We start from the raw sequence: 15,338 nt of genomic DNA, 5'->3' as shown, positions 1-15,338 counted from the left end.
GGCAGCCATCAACCGCTTTATCAAAGAGCACAATGAAGAGCCGAAGCCGTTCATCTGGAAAGCAGACCCTGACGACATCATCGCAGCCGTCAGACGTGGGCACCAAGTGTTGGAATCAATCGACTAGGTTGCCGCACCCGCTCAAACACTCGATTCCTCTGTTGCGCGGAGAGCGTTGTTTTAGGAGAACGGCGCGGCAAGTTAACCCCCTCCCCCTTGTGGGGAGGGTTGGGGAGGGGTCTTTCTTCCCATTTAATGCTTGACGCAGGATATCTGGTGATTATATTTTAAACTTAAAATAACTCGACACGATGCGGCTCGCGCCGTGGAGCGACTGTAGAGGAAATGCGATGAAAATCGTCTGTATCGGTGGCGGCCCCGCAGGGCTCTATTTCGGCCTTCTGATGAAGAAGCTCCACCCGGAACACTCGATCCGCGTCGTCGAGCGCAACAAGCCCTACGACACCTTCGGCTGGGGCGTCGTCTTCTCCGACGCGACCATGGATTCGATGAAGGTCTGGGACCCCGAAAGTGCGGCCGAAATCCAGGATGCCTTCAATCACTGGGACGATATCGAAGTCTGGTTCAAGGGCACGAGGCAGCGCACGTCCGGCCATGGCTTCGTCGGCATCGGCCGCAAGAAACTCCTGAACATCCTGCAGAAGCGTTGCGAAGCGCTCGGCGTCGAGCTCGTCTTCGAAACCGATGCGAACTCCGATCTCGATTATCCGGACGCCGACCTCGTCATCGGCTCGGACGGGCTGAACTCGAAAATCCGCAATCACTATCCCGAGATCTTCCAGCCCGACATGATCACCCGCCCGAACCGGTATATCTGGCTGGGCACTAACAAGCTCTACGACGCCTTCACCTTCGATTTCCGCAAGACCGACCACGGCTGGTTCCAGGCACATATCTACAAGTTCGACGACAAGACCTCGACCTTCATCATCGAGACCACGGAAGAGGCTTATCTTGCCCACGGCCTCGACAAGATCGACCAGGACGGCTCGATAGCCTTTTGCGAGAACCTGTTTTCGGAAGTGCTCGGCGGCGCCTCGCTGATGACCAACGCCCGCCATGTCCGCGGCTCGGCCTGGCTCAATTTCAACCGGCTCATCTGCGGAAAATGGAGCCATTTCAACGGCAATTCCCACGTCGTGCTGATGGGTGACGCCGCCCATACCGCCCATTTCGCCATCGGCTCCGGCACGAAGCTTGCGATCGACGATGCGATCGAATTGACGCGCCAGTTCCAGCTGCAGGGCCATACCGTCGATAAGATCCCCGCCGTCCTCGACACCTACGAGGAAATCCGCCGTGTCGACGTCGCCCGCATCCAGAATGCGGCGCGCAACGCCATGGAATGGTTCGAGGTCGTCGGCCGCCGATATGCCGACACGCTCGAACCCGAGCAGTTCATGTATTCGATGCTCACCCGCTCGCAGCGCATCAGCCACGAAAACCTCAGGCTCCGCGACAAGGACTGGCTTGAAGGCTACGAGCGCTGGTTTGCGAAGAAGTCGGGGCTTGCCGTCGGCAACGATCGCTGCCTGCCGCCGATGTTCACGCCCTATTCGCTGCGCGGCGTCACGCTGCCGAACCGCATCGTCATGTCGCCGATGGCGATGTATTCGGCCAAGGACGGCCTGATCAACGATTTCCACATGGTGCATCTCGGCGCGCGCGCGCTCGGTGGCGCGGCTCTGATCTTCGCCGAAATGACCTGCGTTTCGCCCGACGCCCGCATCACCCCGGGTTGCCTCGGGCTCTGGAGCGAGGAGCAGGCGGAAGGTTGGCGCCGCGTCGTCGATTTCGTCCACAGCAATAGCAGCGCCAAGGTCGGCATCCAGCTTGGCCATGCGGGCCGAAAGGGCGCGACCAAGGTTGCCTGGGAAGGCATCGACCAGCCGGTGACCGAGGGCGAATGGCCGCTGATCTCGGCCTCCGCCCTGCCCTACCTGAAACACAGCCAGGTGCCGAAGGCGATGGACCGTGCCGACATGGACCGCGTCAAGGCCGAACACGTTCGCGCCACCGAACTGGCCGCAACGACCGGCGCCGACTGGCTGGAGCTGCACTGCGCCCACGGCTACCTGCTCTCGAGCTTCCTTTCGCCGCTCACCAACATCCGCGATGACGAATACGGCGGCAGCCACGAAAATCGCGCCCGCTACCCGCTGGAGATATTCAAAGCCATCCGCGCCGTCTGGCCTGAGGACAAGCCGATCTCGGTCCGCCTGTCCTGCAACGACTGGACCGATGGCGGCAATACGCCTGAGGATGCCGCGATCTTCGCGCAGATGTTCAAGGATGCCGGCGCCGACCTGATCGACTGCTCGTCCGGGCAGGTGTCAAAGGAGGAGCAGCCGGTCTATGGCCGCCTCTTCCAGACCCCCTTCTCCGACAAAATCCGCAACGAAATTGGTATCCCGACCATCGCGGTCGGGGCAATCTCGGAAGCAGACCACGCCAATTCGATCATCGCCGCCGGTCGCGCCGATCTCTGCGCCGTCGCCCGTCCGCATCTGGCAGACCCCGCATGGTCGCTGCACGAAGCGGCCAAGATCGGTATAAGCTCGATCCCCTGGCCAAAGCAGTACCAGGCAGGCAAGTATCAGTATGAAGCCAACCTCGCCCGCGCGGTTCCACCCGCGCCGGCAAAGTGAGTAGCCGACGATGACAACCTCGGGCAAACTTGCGGGCCGTCATGCCCTCGTCACCGGTGCCGGCAGCGGCATCGGCGCAGCGATCGCACGCGCCCTTGTTGCCGAAAGCGCCCATGTGACGCTCGCCGCCCGCCGCCGCGAGCCGCTCGATGCACTTGCCACGGAACTCGGAGACGCGGCGTTCGTTGCCGCCGGTTTCGACGTGACGAATGCCGAGGCAATCGCCACCGGCTTTGCCGCCGCAAGGACGAAATTCGGTCCGGTGACTATCCTTGTCAACAATGCCGGCGAAGCACCCACCGCGCCGTTTGAAAAAACCAGCCTGGACATGTGGTCCCGGGTGATCTCCGTGGATCTCACTGGCGTCTTCCTGGTGACGCAGGCAGCTCTGGCGGACCTGAAATCGCACGGCCACGACGCCCGCATCATCAACATCGCCTCGACGGCCGGGCTTCAGGGCTACGGCTACGTCTCCGCCTATGTCGCCGCCAAGCACGGCGTCGTCGGCCTGACCCGGTCGCTGGCGGTCGAGCTCGCAAAGACCGGCATCACTGTCAACGCCGTCTGCCCCGGCTTCACCGATACGCCGATCATCGAGCGCGCGATCGACACCATCGTCGCCAAGACCGGTCGCTCTGCCGAGCAGGCACTGGCCGAATTCACAAAATCCAATCCGCAGGGACGGCTCGTCAAACCGGAGGAGGTTGCCGATACCGTTCTGTGGCTCGCATCGCCGGGCGCGGCATCGATCAACGGTCAGGCAATCGCGGTTGCCGGTGGGGAGGTTCAGGCGGGATGAGCGAGCGCGACATGACGATGCAGGGTCATCTGAAGCCCTTCAAGGACTACCAGGCAAAGCATTTCCTCTGGGAGGTCAGCGACGACGGACGCGTGGCGACCATTCGCCTGAACCGGCCAGAGCGTAAGAACCCGCTTACTTTCGAAAGCTACGCCGAACTCCGCGATCTCTTCCGCGACCTCGTCTATGCATCCGACGTCAGGGCGATCGTCCTGACCGGCGCCGGCGGCAATTTCTCGTCCGGCGGCGACGTATTCGAGATCATCGAGCCACTGACCCGCATGGCAATGCCGGAGCTTCTCGCCTTCACCCGCATGACTGGCGATCTGGTCAAGGCGATGCGCAAATGCCCGCAGCCGATCGTCACCGCCGTCGACGGCATCTGTGCCGGCGCCGGCGCGATCCTCGCAATGGCCTCCGATCTGCGCCTGGCGACGCCCGAGGCAAAGACCGCCTTCCTGTTTACCCGGGTAGGCCTCGCCGGCGCCGACATGGGCGCATGCGGCATCCTTCCCCGTATCATCGGCCAGGGCCGCGCCGCCGAGCTGCTCTACACCGGCCGCTCGATGACCTCTGCCGAGGGCAGTGCATGGGGCTTCTACAACGGTCTCCATGCGCAGGCCGATCTGGAACAGGAAGCCGTCAAGCTCGCCCGTTCGCTCGCCGATGGCCCATGGTTTGCCCATGGCATGACCAAGACCATGCTGAACCAGGAATGGGCGATGGGCATCGACGAGATGATCGAATCCGAAGCGCAAGCGCAGGCGCTCTGCATGGCGACGCAGGATTTCCGCCGCGCCTTCGAAGCCTTCGCCGCCAAGCGCAAGCCAGAATTCCGAGGGAATTGACGCGATGTCGGCGCCAACCATGCTCAGAGGACCGACGCGCGACCATCTCGAATGGCCGTTCTTCGACATCGAGCATCGGGAGTTTGCCCGGAACGTCGATCAATTCGCAAAGTCGGCGCTGAGCGAAATCGACCACGCGGACGTCGACAATGCCTGCCGCAAGCTGGTGCGGGCCCTCGGCGACGCCGGGCTCCTGCGCGCTGCGGTTGGTACTGGTGCACCCGGCGACATGCCGATCGATTCCCGCCTTGTCTGCCTCGCCCGCGAAACGCTTGCCTGGCATGACGGGCTTGCCGATTTCGCCTTCGCCATGCAGGGCCTCGGCACCGGCGCGATCGGGCTTTCAGGAGACGATGCACTGCGCGCTACGGTGCTGCCGAAGGTGCGGTCGGGAAAATGGCTGGCCGCTTTCGCCCTGTCGGAAAAAGACGCCGGCTCCGATGTCGCGGCGATGGCTTGCGCAGCCCGGCTTGACGGCGAACACTATGTTCTCGACGGCGAGAAAACCTGGATTTCCAACGGCGGCATTGCCGATGTCTACACCGTCTTCGCCCGCACCGGCGAGGCTCCGGGAACGCGCGGCATCTCCGCATTTGTCGTCTTTGCCGACGACCCGGGCTTCTCGGTCACCGAGCGGATAGAGGTGATCGCGCCGCACCCGCTGGCGACCATCCGCTTCGAGAATTGCCGCATCCCTGCGTCGCGCCGCCTTGGCGCTCCGGGCGAAGGCTTCAAGATCGCCATGCGGACGCTCGACATCTTTCGCGCCTCGGTGGCGGCGGCTGCCGTCGGCTTCGCACGCCGCGCACTCGACGAATCCATCGCCCATGCCAAGGCGCGGCCGATGTTCGGCGGAGCGCTTGCCGACCTGCAGTTGACGCAAGCCGCCCTCGGGGATATGGCGACCGGCATCGATGCTGCAGCACTGCTCACATACAGGGCGGCCTGGCGTCGCGACGTGCAGAAACTGCCGACGACCCGCGAAGCGGCCATGGCCAAGATGACGGCCACGGAGACGGCGCAGAGCGTGATAGACCGTGCCGTCCAGCTTTTCGGCGGCCGCGGCGTCAGAAGTGGCGAAATAACAGAGAAGCTTTATCGAGAGATTCGTGCGCTTCGCATCTACGAGGGTGCGACCGAGGTTCAGAAACTGATCGTCGCGCGCGAGCTCCTGAAGGCCAATTGATGGGAGATCAGACTATGCAGCACACCCGTGAAATCTTTGACTGGGCCGATCCGTTCCGGCTGCAGGAGCAGCTGACCGACGAAGAGCGCATGGTGCTCGACACCGCGCAATCCTATGCGCAGGAAAAGCTTGCCCCTCGTGTTCTCGATGCCTTCCGCCACGAAAAGACCGACCCGGCGATCTTCCGCGAAATGGGCGAACTCGGCCTGCTCGGCCCGACGATCGCACCGGAATACGGCGGCTCCGGCCTCGGCTATGTCGCCTACGGCCTGATCGCGCGCGAGGTCGAGCGCGTCGACAGCGGCTACCGCTCGATGATGAGCGTGCAGTCGTCCCTGGTCATGGTACCGATCGACGCCTTCGGCTCAGAAGCCCAGAAGCAGAAGTACCTGCCAAGGCTCGCAACCGGTGAATGGATCGGCTGCTTCGGCCTGACCGAGCCCAACCACGGTTCCGACCCCGGTTCGATGGCGACCCGCGCGAAAAAAGTGGACGGCGGCTACAGCCTGACCGGTTCCAAGACCTGGATCTCCAACGCCCCCATCGCCGACGTCTTCGTCGTCTGGGGCAAGACGGAGGACGGCGTCATCCGCGGCTTCATCCTCGAGAAGGCCTGGAAGGGACTGTCGGCCCCGGCGATACACGGGAAAGTCGGGCTGCGCGCCTCGATCACAGGCGAAGTGGTGATGGACAACGTCTTCGTGCCCGAAGAAAACATGCTGCCCAACGTTACCGGCCTCAAGGGGCCTTTCACCTGCCTGAACTCGGCCCGCTTCGGCATCGCCTGGGGTGCGCTAGGCGCTGCCGAGGATTGCTATGCCAAGGCGCGGCAATACGTGCTGGATCGCAACCAGTTCGGCCGGCCGCTTGCCGCCAACCAGTTGATCCAGAAGAAGCTGGCCGACATGGCGACCGAGATCAGCCTCGGCCTTCAGGGCTGCCTGCGCCTCGGACGGATGAAGGAAGAGGGCCACCCGCCGGTCGAGCTCACCTCCATCCTCAAGCGCAATTCCTGTGGCAAGGCGCTCGACATCGCCAGGGCTGCCCGCGACATGCTCGGCGGCAACGGCATCTCGGACGAGTTCGGCATCATCCGCCACTTGGTCAACCTTGAAGTGGTCAACACCTACGAAGGAACCCACGACATCCACGCCCTCATCGTCGGCCGAGCCATCACCGGCATCGCGGCCTTTGCGAACTGAGGCACGAACTTGGCATTCAAGGCAACCAGACCCTTGCGCTTTGGAGATTGCGATCCCTCGGGGATCGCATATTTCCCATCCTACCTGAACATCCTCGTCGGTGTGACGGAGGACTATTTCGCGTCGCTCGGCTTTCCCTGGAAAACCCTGATAGAACAGCGCCGTATCGGCATGCCAACGGTGCGCCTTGACGCGACCTTCGTAAGTCCCGGCTTTCAAGGGGACGAACTGGAATTCGCGATCGTGGTGCGCCGCATCGGCCGCTCCTCGCTCGATCTCGAGCATGAGGTTTCCGCCGCCGGCAAGGTCCTCTGGACCGCACGCCAGCGCGTCGTCGCCACATCGCTCGATACCCATCAATCGCTTGCCTGGCCGGATGATATCCGTGCAGCGCTGGAACATCATCTGGAGAAGACCGATGCACACGATCCTGCAGCCTGAAGGTTGGGCCAAGCCGATCGGATATGCCAACGGCATGTCGGCCACCGGTCGCATGGTGTTCGTCGGCGGCCAGGTCGGCTGGAACGAGAGCTGCGAATTCGAGAGCGATGATTTCGTGGCGCAGGTCCGCCAGACGCTGAAGAACGTCGTGGCAATTCTTGCGGCAGGTGGTGCCGAGCCGCAGCACATCACCACGATGACCTGGTACTTCACCGACAAGGCGGAATATCGCGACAACCTCAAGGGCATCGGCCAGGCCTATCGCGACATCATCGGCCGCCATTTCCCGGCGATGGCCGCCATGCAGGTCGTGGCCCTCGTCGAGGACCGCGCCAAGATCGAGATCCAGGCCACCGCCGTCGTTCCGGAATAACGGAGGGATAAGCAATGGCGGGTTTAAGCTTTTCCGAAAGCGTATCGGCAACAGCAGCCGACGGCATTCTGGTCGTCACGATCGACAACCCGCCGGTCAATGCAACCTCGACCCATGTGCGCATCGGCCTGATGGCAGCACTTGACCACGCCGAGCGGGATGCTGGCATCATCGGCGTCATGCTCACGGGCGCGGGCCGCACCTTCGTTGGCGGCGCCGACATCAGGGAATTCGGCAAGCCTCCCCTCGAACCGTTGCTGCCGGACGTCATCAACCGCATCGAGAACTTTGACAAGCCAATTGCGGCGGCCATCAATGGCGCCGCCCTCGGCGGCGGCTGCGAGATCGTCCTTGCTTGCCACGGCCGCATTGCCGGCACCGCCGCGAGCTTCGGCCTGCCGGAGGTCAAGCTCGGCATCGTTCCGGGCGCCGGCGGCACACAACGACTTCCGCGCCTCATCGGGACCATAGCCGCCATCGACCTGATCGGCACCGGCCGTATCGTCAAGGCCGACGAAGCCGTGACGCTCGGCCTCATCGATAGCGTGGCCGCCGATCCGCTGGCGGCGGCCGAAGCCATGGTTAGAGACCTCGCGACAAGACCGCTTCGCCGAACCGGCCAGCTCGCCGTCAGAGCCGAAGATACGGCTGCGATCGACGCTGCTGCCCAAAAGGTGCTCGGCAGATCCAGAGGCCAGACAGCCCCCGGACAAACCGTTCGACTGGTCATCTCGGCCTCCACCACCCCCCTCGCCGAAGGTCTTGCGGACGAACGCGCCACCTTCCTTCGCCTGCGCGACAGCGAGCAGGCTTCGGCACTCCGCCATGTCTTTTTCGCCGAGAGATTGGCCGGCAAGGTCGATGGCCTGGAGAAAATAGTTGCGCGGAAGATCGAGACGGTTGGCATCGTCGGCACCGGCCTGATGGGTTCGGGAATTGCCGTCGCTACGCTTAATGCCGGCTACCGCGTCATCGGCATCGAGCAAACCGAGGAAGCCGCCAAAAAAGGCCGCGAGCGCATCGCCGGTATCTTGGAGAAAGCCGTGCAGATCGGCCGACTGGATGCCCCAGGTCTGGCAGATCGGCTGCAGAGATTGACGGTGACGTCCGAGATGGAAGCGCTTGCCGCAGCCGATCTGATCATCGAGGCCGTCTTCGACGACCTGACCGTCAAGACCGAACTCTTCCAGCGCCTCGACGTGGTCGTACACGACGACGCCATCCTCGCCACCAACACCAGCTATCTGGACCCCGATGCCATAGCCGCAGCGACGCGTCTTCCCGAGCGCATCGTCGGACTGCACTTCTTCTCCCCGGCCAATATCATGCGGCTGGTGGAAGTGGTGAACTGCGCAAAGACCGCGCCTGATGTACTCGCAACGGCCCTCGCCTTCGCCAAACGCCTGGGCAAGCTGCCCGTTGTCAGCGGCGTCACCGAAGGCTTCATCGGCAACAGCATCTTCTCCGCCTATCGGCGCGAGGCCGAATTCATGCTCGAAGACGGCGCCCTGCCCCACGAGATCGACGCCGCGCTTGAAGCCTACGGTTTCCCGATGGGCCTCTTCGCAGTCTATGACATGGCCGGCCTCGAGATCGCCTGGGCGCGCCGCAAGCGCCAAGCCTCGACGCGCGACCCGAATGCACGCTACGTCGACATATCAGACCGCCTTTGCGAAGCCGGGCGCTTCGGCCAGAAGGCCGGTCGCGGCTGGTATGTCTACCCCGGCGGCAAGCGCACCGTCGACCCCGAGGTCACCGCACTGATCGAACAGGCGCGCCGCGAAAAAGCGATCGAGCCCCGTTCGTTCACATCAGACGAGATCGTGACGCGCCTGCTGAAAGCCATGGCCGACGAAGGCGACCGCCTTTTGGCCGGCGGCATCGCCGCGAGACCCGGGGATATCGACCTTGTAATGATCAACGGCTACGGCTTCCCATCCTATCGTGGCGGCCCGATGTTCGCAGCCGGCCGCCGCTGACGGACTTGACGCAACCAATCCTAGGACCATCTTAGATCAAGCACTTTAGGTTGAAGCTTGTGATCTGAATAAAAGGTGGGGAAGATGCGAACACTGATGCTCGTCATCGTCGTGGTAATGATCGGCTCCATCCTGAGTATTCTCGTCATCAAGCCGTTCAGCCCCAGCAAGAGCGGCAAGGACGCGGAGCCGCAGAAAGTCATCCAGCAGCCCGACCCGCAGAAGCCATAGGCCGGGACGCCATCGCCCCGGCCCGGCAAAGTATGGTCAGGCCGGCTCGAACAGCGGCGCGATGGTCATCTCGGGCACCAGCACCAGCCCCTTGTCGGTGATGCGGATTTCCGGGATCACCGAGAGCGGGATGAGGTTGAACCCCATATAGGCGATGGTGCACTCCGCCTTTTCCCATTCGACCTTCAGCAGTTTCACTTCGTCGGCAACCTCATGCACCCGCTTGTCGGACAGAAGTCCGGCAATGGGCAGCGGCACCATCGCCGTCACCTTCCCGTCCATGACGACGCAGACCCCGCCCTGCCTGGCCTCGATCGCATCCAGCGCCACCTGCATGTCGGCCTCGTTTGTGCCGGCCACGATGATGTTGTGGCTGTCATGCCCGACTGATGAAGCGACCGCGCCTTTCTTCAGGCCGAAGCTGTTGAGCAAACCGTGTGCGACGTTCCCCGGAGACTTGCCATGTCGCTCGACCACCGTCACGAAACAAAGACCGTGGCGCTCGAAATGGGTCTGCCAGTCGTTCGCCGGCTCGAGTTCTACTGTCACATGCCCGAGCGTGATACCCGGTAGTTCCGTCTTGATCGTGTGGGCGATGACCGGCTCGGTCGGCAGGTCGGGCGTCAGCTTGAGGTTCTTCGGCAGCTTGACGGTATGATAGGCCGCCTCGGGGTATCGATAGGGATTGGAAAGTGCAGCCTCCAGCACCGGCGTGATCTTCCTGTGGTCGACGACGAGCTCGCCGCCGTACCAGGTGCTGACCGGCTTCAGCTCATCGGTCAGAAGCACGAGGTCGGCGCGCCGCCCGCCCCCGAGCCCACCGATCTCGCCATCCATGCCGAAGCGTGTCGCGCCGTGCAGCGAGCCCATGGCCCAGGCCTGCTCCCTGGACATGCCGGCCTTCATCGCTTCGCGTGTCACCCAGTCGAGACCGAACAGCAAAAGGTCGTCGGCATCGCGATCGTCGGTGCAGACGGCGATACGCTTGTGTGAGGCGCCGAGTTCGGTGATCGTCTTGATCGCATGCGGCAGGCTATGCCACGGCGTCGTCGGCGGCCCACCGCGCAGGAACAGCCAGATACCGGCCTCGAGCATATCGTCGGCAATCTCCCGATCGATTGCTTCATGGGTGTCGGTGACGCCTGAAGCGGCATAGGCGGACACGAACTCGCGGCCATAGACATGACCCGATACGGGACGGCCGCGCTGCAGGGCCGCGGCGAGGATCGCGTGGCTGCGCTCGTCGCCCATCGCCACCTGGACGAAATCCATTTTCTCGCCGAGCGCCACCGCCTCCGGCCATTTGTCGAACAGTCCGGCAATCTTCTCAGGCGTCAGGTCGCCGCCTGCCGTCTCGAGTGCCGCCGAGGTTGCGGGCACCGTGCTTGGCACCGTCAGGAAAATCGACAGCGGCGCGTGCCGCGCATCTTCCAGCATCGCCTCGACGCCGGCGACATCCATGACGTTGCCGATCTCGTGGCTGTCGCAGAAAATCGTCGTCGTGCCGTTGAGAAGGGCTGCCTCGGCATAGGCGCAGGCCGTCACCATGCTGGACTCGATGTGGATATGCGGATCGACCAGGCCTGGAGCGATGATCCCGCCCTTGGCATCATAGAGTTTTGCGCCGCTTCCCCTGTAGGTACCGGCGGGTTTCACAGCGGCGATGCGACCGCCAGCAACCCAGACTTCCCGGTCACCGAGAATGCGCTCGGAATAGGTGGAAAGCACCCTGGCTCCCTGTATCACCAGATCTGGTTCCCTGCGGGCAGAAGCAACGTCGGCAAGCGTCCGCGTCATGGTCGACAGCGGCTTTACGGAAAAACGGGTGAGCGTGGCCATCGAAATCCTATCCTGCCAGAGACCGGACGCGTACTCTCCCACGGCGAACTCTTCACCGCAAAATCTACGCGAAGTCGTATTGTCTAATAATTTGACATGCTTTGCATTTGAGCATGTTAGGCCGATTTTGGAGATCACCACAAGAGCCCAGGGCGAACGATATGCTGCGATATCGGACCATCCACACGGGATCATTTGTCGAGAAGGAACCGCTCCAAACAACCCGTCTCGGACACATTCGGACTACGACGCAAGAAACGGGCTTCTTTTAGCCTTCGCCTGTGAGACTGTGACAACTGCCGAAAGTGGAAGGGAGAATTTTTTGATGAGAACGATCATGCTTGGCCTTGCGCTCGTGGGTATCGCCTCCCCCGCGTTGGCAATATCCACACAGGTCTCGACGCAGATCTCCTGCTCTGCAATTCACGCGCTTATCCAGAGGGATAGGGCTGTAATCCTGCGCTACACATCGAAAAGCCCGCCGGGCCTTCCGATCTATGATCGGGCCGTTGCCGATCCGGTCGTGTGTTTCGGCAGCGGCACCGGCAAACGCGACTATTTCCCCGCCTCGGACACGAACAGCTGCGCCGTCTGGGTTTGCGCACCCGGCAGCGATCTGCGGCCCTGAGGAATAGAACGGTCAGCCCGCGGAAATCAGCGTGAATAATTCCTGCGCGCGCTTGACGCCACGCAATGCATAGCGGCCGACGGAGACCAGTTCGTTTCGTTGCGCAACCGGAGCCGCGGCGACGAAGTTGGCGGACATCAGGATATCGCGATCCGCCGAGTGGCACATCGAGGCGATGCGGCTCACCTCGTTGACTGCGGGACCGATGACGGTGAAGTCCAGCCGGTCCTGGCTGCCGATATTGCCATAGAAGACGTCGCCGATGTGGAGGCCGAGATACACCTCCGTCACCGGCCGGCCCTCGATCTGGCGCTGGGAATTCAGATCTCCCAACCGCTGGCGCAGCAGTGATTCCGCCTTCAGCGCCGCCGCGCAGGCTTCGCTCATCTCCTCCGCCTTGAAAATCGCCAGCGTCCCGTCGCCCATCAGCTTCAGCACGTTGCCGCCGGCCTCATGGATCGATGAAATCACGGCATCGGCGTAGTCGTTCAGCATCGGAATGATCTCGTCCGGTTCAGCCGTGTCCGAGATGCGGGTGTAGTTGGCAAGGTCCGAAAACCACAGCGCTGCCGAAATGCGCTCCGTCTTGCCGCGAGTGATCTTGCCTTCGAGAACATGTCGCGCCGCATCTTCGCCGAGATAGACCTCCGCAATGGTGCGGGCAATCCGTCCGAGCGCCGTGCATTTGATCGCCAGAGCCAGAGCAGGGACGAGCCGGCGCAGGACGGAGAGGTCGTCATCGCAAAAACCTTCTCTGGACATCGTCGAGAAGTGCGAGAAAAAGCAGTCCATCTCGCCGATCGTGCCGGCCTCCTCGAAGCGATGGCAGAAAGCGATGAAGTCGGTGTAGCCGGCATCCTTCAACGTATCGAGCAGGTAGAAATCGGCGGGGTCGCCGAAGCCGATGCGGCGGCGCACCTCGTCGAGTTTGTTTTCCAGCAGATGATAGAAGGCCGATTTCTGCCAGGTTTCAGCGGCGATCCCCTCGACGGAAGGACCGTATTCGAAAACAGGTTCGATGATCTCCGTACTGTCCCAACGGAAAGCCCGTCCTTCGAACACTGGGTGCAGCGTATCCATCAACGCCATGCCGCGGTCCATGTTGAGACCGTGTCTGCGGCACGCCTCGCAGAAGCCCGCAAGCAGATCGGCCTCCGACGTACCTTTCAGACCTTGCTGCATGAGCCATGCAGCAATCTCGGCGATGTCTTTATCTTGCATGGAGTCATCCCAGCTGCTGAACGACCGATTTAATACCAATCCGACCGACAGGGAAGCGGCGGAACGAATAAATGGCTCTCAAGGACGGCCAATCGCCGCTCCATGGTCTTGGAGCGGCGATTTGACGCGACAGTGTTCTGATGAGCCAAAGGCTCTACGCGTTGATCCGCGGCTTCAGCAGATCTTCAAGGCCGATGCGCCGGAACATCTCGGCACGGACACGGTCGGCAACGCCATTGACGATCTCCGCACCGTCCTGCGACGGATCGATATGGACGCGGAACGGCCTTGTGCCGAAGGGCATGCCGACTACATCGACGATGGCGACGGCGACGCTTCCCGCGTCGGCATCGGCAGGCTCCAGGGCGGCAAGGCCCTTGAGAGCCTGGTCCGGAACTCCGGCATAGGGACCTTCGTCATACTCGGCGGCACGAGCCTTGTCGGTCGGAGAGCCGGAATGTGCGAAGTGGTTCGTCCCCTTGGTGAAGGCGCCGGGAACGATGATCGAAGTCTCGATGCCCCAGCGGGTAAGTTCCGAAGCGTAGGAGACGGCAAGGGAATCCATCGCTGCCTTGGCGGCAAAATAGGGCGACAGGTATGGAGGCGTGCCGCCACGGGTGCTCGACGAAGATACCCAGACCACGAGGCCCGTGCCCTGCTTGCGCAGATATGGAAGTGCCGCGCGGTTGACGCGCTGGGTGGACAGTACGTTGATGTCGAACAGCTCGGCAAATTGTTCGGGCGTAAACGCTTCCGCCGGGCCGAAGGACATGTGGCCGGCATTGTGGATGATGACGTCGATATGTCCTTCCTGCTCGATCACCCTGGCAATCCCCGCCTGGACCGACGCGTCGGAGGCGACGTCCAGCTCGACGGCTTTCAGGTCGACATTGTTCTCGGACGAGAAAGCGGCGACGGCCGCGACTTGCGGCGCGTTGCGACCCTCGGTTTCGCGCATGCTGGCGTAGACGGTGTGGCCGGCTCTGGCGAGGGCGCGGGCGGTGAGAGCGCCGAAGCCGCTCGAAGCCCCTGTTATGACGATGACTTGCTTGCTCATGATCCTGTTCCTTTTCTGAAAGCCGAAGAGCTTGTGGCGAACGCGTCGCGGCTCAGACCATGCCGCCGTTGGAGCGCAGTACCTGGCCGTTGATCCAGCCGCCGTCAGGCCCGACGAGGAAGGCGACGGACGAGGCGATATCTTCGGGCGTGCCCAGGCGTTCCAGCGGGTTCATCTTCGCCATCCGCTCGATCAGTTCGTCGCTCTTGCCGTTGAGGAAGAGGTCGGTGGCGGTCGGGCCGGGAGCGACGGCGTTGACGGTGATCGAGCGGCCACGCATTTCCTTGGACATGATCGCCGTCAATGTTTCGACGGCCGCCTTGGTGGCCGCGTAGACGCTGTAGCCTTCAAGCTTCAGGCCGACAACGCTGGTGGAGAAGTTGACGATGCGCCCACCGTCCCGCAGCCGCTTTCCGGCTTCGCGAAGGGTATTGAACGTGCCCTTCAGGTTGACGCTGATCTGGCGATCGAAATTTGCGTCGTCCGCGTCGGCAAGCTTGGCGAGCGACATGATGCCGGCATTGTTGATGAGGACATCGACGCCCCCGAATGCAGCCTCGGCTGCATCGAACATGCGGCGAACTGCTTCTGCGTCGCTGACATCGGCCTTGGAGGTCAGCGCCTTGCCGCCCTTCTGCTCGATCTTCCGGGCAAGCTCTTCGGCCGGAGCAGCATTACCGGAATAGTTGATGACAACAGTGAAGCCATCCGATGCAAGCCGCTCGGCGATGGCAGCACCGATGCCGCGGGAGGCGCCGGTGACGATGGCAACCTTGTTTGTATTCTCGGACATATCTTTCTCCTTCGTGTCTGCGCCGCAGCGCGTTTCAATGAGGAGAGGATGCCCTCTTTCTTTTTGCGCATA

The 15,338-nt window shown here is 62.5% G+C and carries 14 protein-coding genes and 1 pseudogene; 11 read left to right on the top strand and 4 right to left on the bottom strand.

Going from position 1 to position 15,338, the window contains the following annotated elements; translation table 11 throughout:
• The 10 genes and pseudogenes from CPY51_RS24020 to CPY51_RS32895 form a co-directional block, all read left to right on the top strand.
• Nucleotides 1-127, top strand: a pseudogene (locus CPY51_RS24020) (IS630 family transposase); the annotation flags it as partial.
• Between the two features lie 223 nt (nt 128-350).
• Nucleotides 351-2,669, top strand: a complete 2,319-nt coding sequence (locus tag CPY51_RS24015; protein WP_111162752.1) for a bifunctional salicylyl-CoA 5-hydroxylase/oxidoreductase — start codon at nt 351-353, stop codon at nt 2,667-2,669.
• A gap of 10 nt (nt 2,670-2,679) precedes the next feature.
• Nucleotides 2,680-3,468 carry an SDR family NAD(P)-dependent oxidoreductase gene (locus tag CPY51_RS24010; RefSeq protein ID WP_111162751.1) on the top strand — a complete coding sequence of 263 codons (789 nt, stop codon included), beginning with the start codon at nt 2,680-2,682 and terminating at the stop codon, nt 3,466-3,468.
• Nucleotides 3,465-4,316 (top strand): enoyl-CoA hydratase family protein, encoded by an 852-nt coding sequence (locus CPY51_RS24005; RefSeq protein WP_111162750.1) that lies wholly within the window; start codon nt 3,465-3,467, stop codon nt 4,314-4,316. Before CPY51_RS24010 ends, CPY51_RS24005 begins: the two co-directional genes overlap by 4 nt.
• A gap of 4 nt (nt 4,317-4,320) precedes the next feature.
• Nucleotides 4,321-5,502 carry an acyl-CoA dehydrogenase family protein gene (locus CPY51_RS24000; RefSeq protein ID WP_111162749.1) on the top strand — a complete coding sequence of 394 codons (1,182 nt, stop codon included), beginning with the start codon at nt 4,321-4,323 and terminating at the stop codon, nt 5,500-5,502.
• Nucleotides 5,503-5,516: 14 nt separating this feature from the next.
• A complete protein-coding gene (locus tag CPY51_RS23995) occupies nt 5,517-6,704 on the top strand; it encodes an acyl-CoA dehydrogenase (RefSeq protein WP_111162748.1) in 1,188 nt (395 codons plus the stop codon).
• Between the two features lie 9 nt (nt 6,705-6,713).
• A complete protein-coding gene (locus CPY51_RS23990; protein WP_111162747.1) occupies nt 6,714-7,145 on the top strand; it encodes an acyl-CoA thioesterase in 432 nt (143 codons plus the stop codon).
• Nucleotides 7,123-7,518: a RidA family protein gene (locus tag CPY51_RS23985; RefSeq protein WP_111162746.1), complete on the top strand. Its 396-nt coding sequence runs from the start codon at nt 7,123-7,125 to the stop codon at nt 7,516-7,518. The genes CPY51_RS23990 and CPY51_RS23985 overlap by 23 nt, the downstream gene beginning before the upstream one ends.
• A 14-nt stretch (nt 7,519-7,532) precedes the next feature.
• A complete protein-coding gene (locus CPY51_RS23980; protein ID WP_111162745.1) occupies nt 7,533-9,497 on the top strand; it encodes a 3-hydroxyacyl-CoA dehydrogenase NAD-binding domain-containing protein in 1,965 nt (654 codons plus the stop codon).
• An 84-nt stretch (nt 9,498-9,581) separates the two neighbouring features.
• Complete coding sequence (locus CPY51_RS32895) at nt 9,582-9,728, top strand: hypothetical protein (RefSeq protein ID WP_195909614.1); 147 nt, start codon at nt 9,582-9,584, stop codon at nt 9,726-9,728.
• Nucleotides 9,729-9,764: 36 nt separating this feature from the next.
• On the opposite strand, the gene CPY51_RS23975 is transcribed toward CPY51_RS32895, so the two are convergent.
• Nucleotides 9,765-11,567 carry an adenine deaminase C-terminal domain-containing protein gene (locus CPY51_RS23975; protein WP_111162744.1) on the bottom strand — a complete coding sequence of 601 codons (1,803 nt, stop codon included), beginning with the start codon at nt 11,565-11,567 and terminating at the stop codon, nt 9,765-9,767.
• 325 nt (nt 11,568-11,892) lie between these two features.
• Here CPY51_RS23975 and CPY51_RS23970 point away from each other — a divergent pair, with 325 nt between their 5' ends.
• Nucleotides 11,893-12,195 carry a hypothetical protein gene (locus CPY51_RS23970; RefSeq protein WP_111162743.1) on the top strand — a complete coding sequence of 101 codons (303 nt, stop codon included), beginning with the start codon at nt 11,893-11,895 and terminating at the stop codon, nt 12,193-12,195.
• Between the two features lie 12 nt (nt 12,196-12,207).
• Here CPY51_RS23970 and CPY51_RS23965 read toward each other — a convergent pair whose 3' ends face one another.
• The 3 genes from CPY51_RS23965 to CPY51_RS23955 all read right to left on the bottom strand — a co-directional run bounded on the left by CPY51_RS23965 (nt 12,208) and on the right by CPY51_RS23955 (nt 15,266).
• Complete coding sequence (locus CPY51_RS23965; protein WP_111162742.1) at nt 12,208-13,416, bottom strand: adenylate/guanylate cyclase domain-containing protein; 1,209 nt, start codon at nt 13,414-13,416, stop codon at nt 12,208-12,210.
• A gap of 154 nt (nt 13,417-13,570) precedes the next feature.
• Entirely contained in the window at nt 13,571-14,473 is a 903-nt protein-coding gene (locus CPY51_RS23960) for an SDR family oxidoreductase (RefSeq protein WP_111162741.1), read from the bottom strand.
• Between the two features lie 52 nt (nt 14,474-14,525).
• Nucleotides 14,526-15,266: an SDR family oxidoreductase gene (locus CPY51_RS23955; protein ID WP_111162740.1), complete on the bottom strand. Its 741-nt coding sequence runs from the start codon at nt 15,264-15,266 to the stop codon at nt 14,526-14,528.
• Between the last annotated feature and the right edge of the window lie 72 nt (nt 15,267-15,338).

The sequence above is a fragment of the Arminella tubonensis genome (assembly GCF_003240585.1).
GTDB lineage: Bacteria > Pseudomonadota > Alphaproteobacteria > Rhizobiales > Rhizobiaceae > Rhizobium > Rhizobium tubonense.
This window is presented reverse-complemented; position numbering and strand designations above follow the sequence as displayed.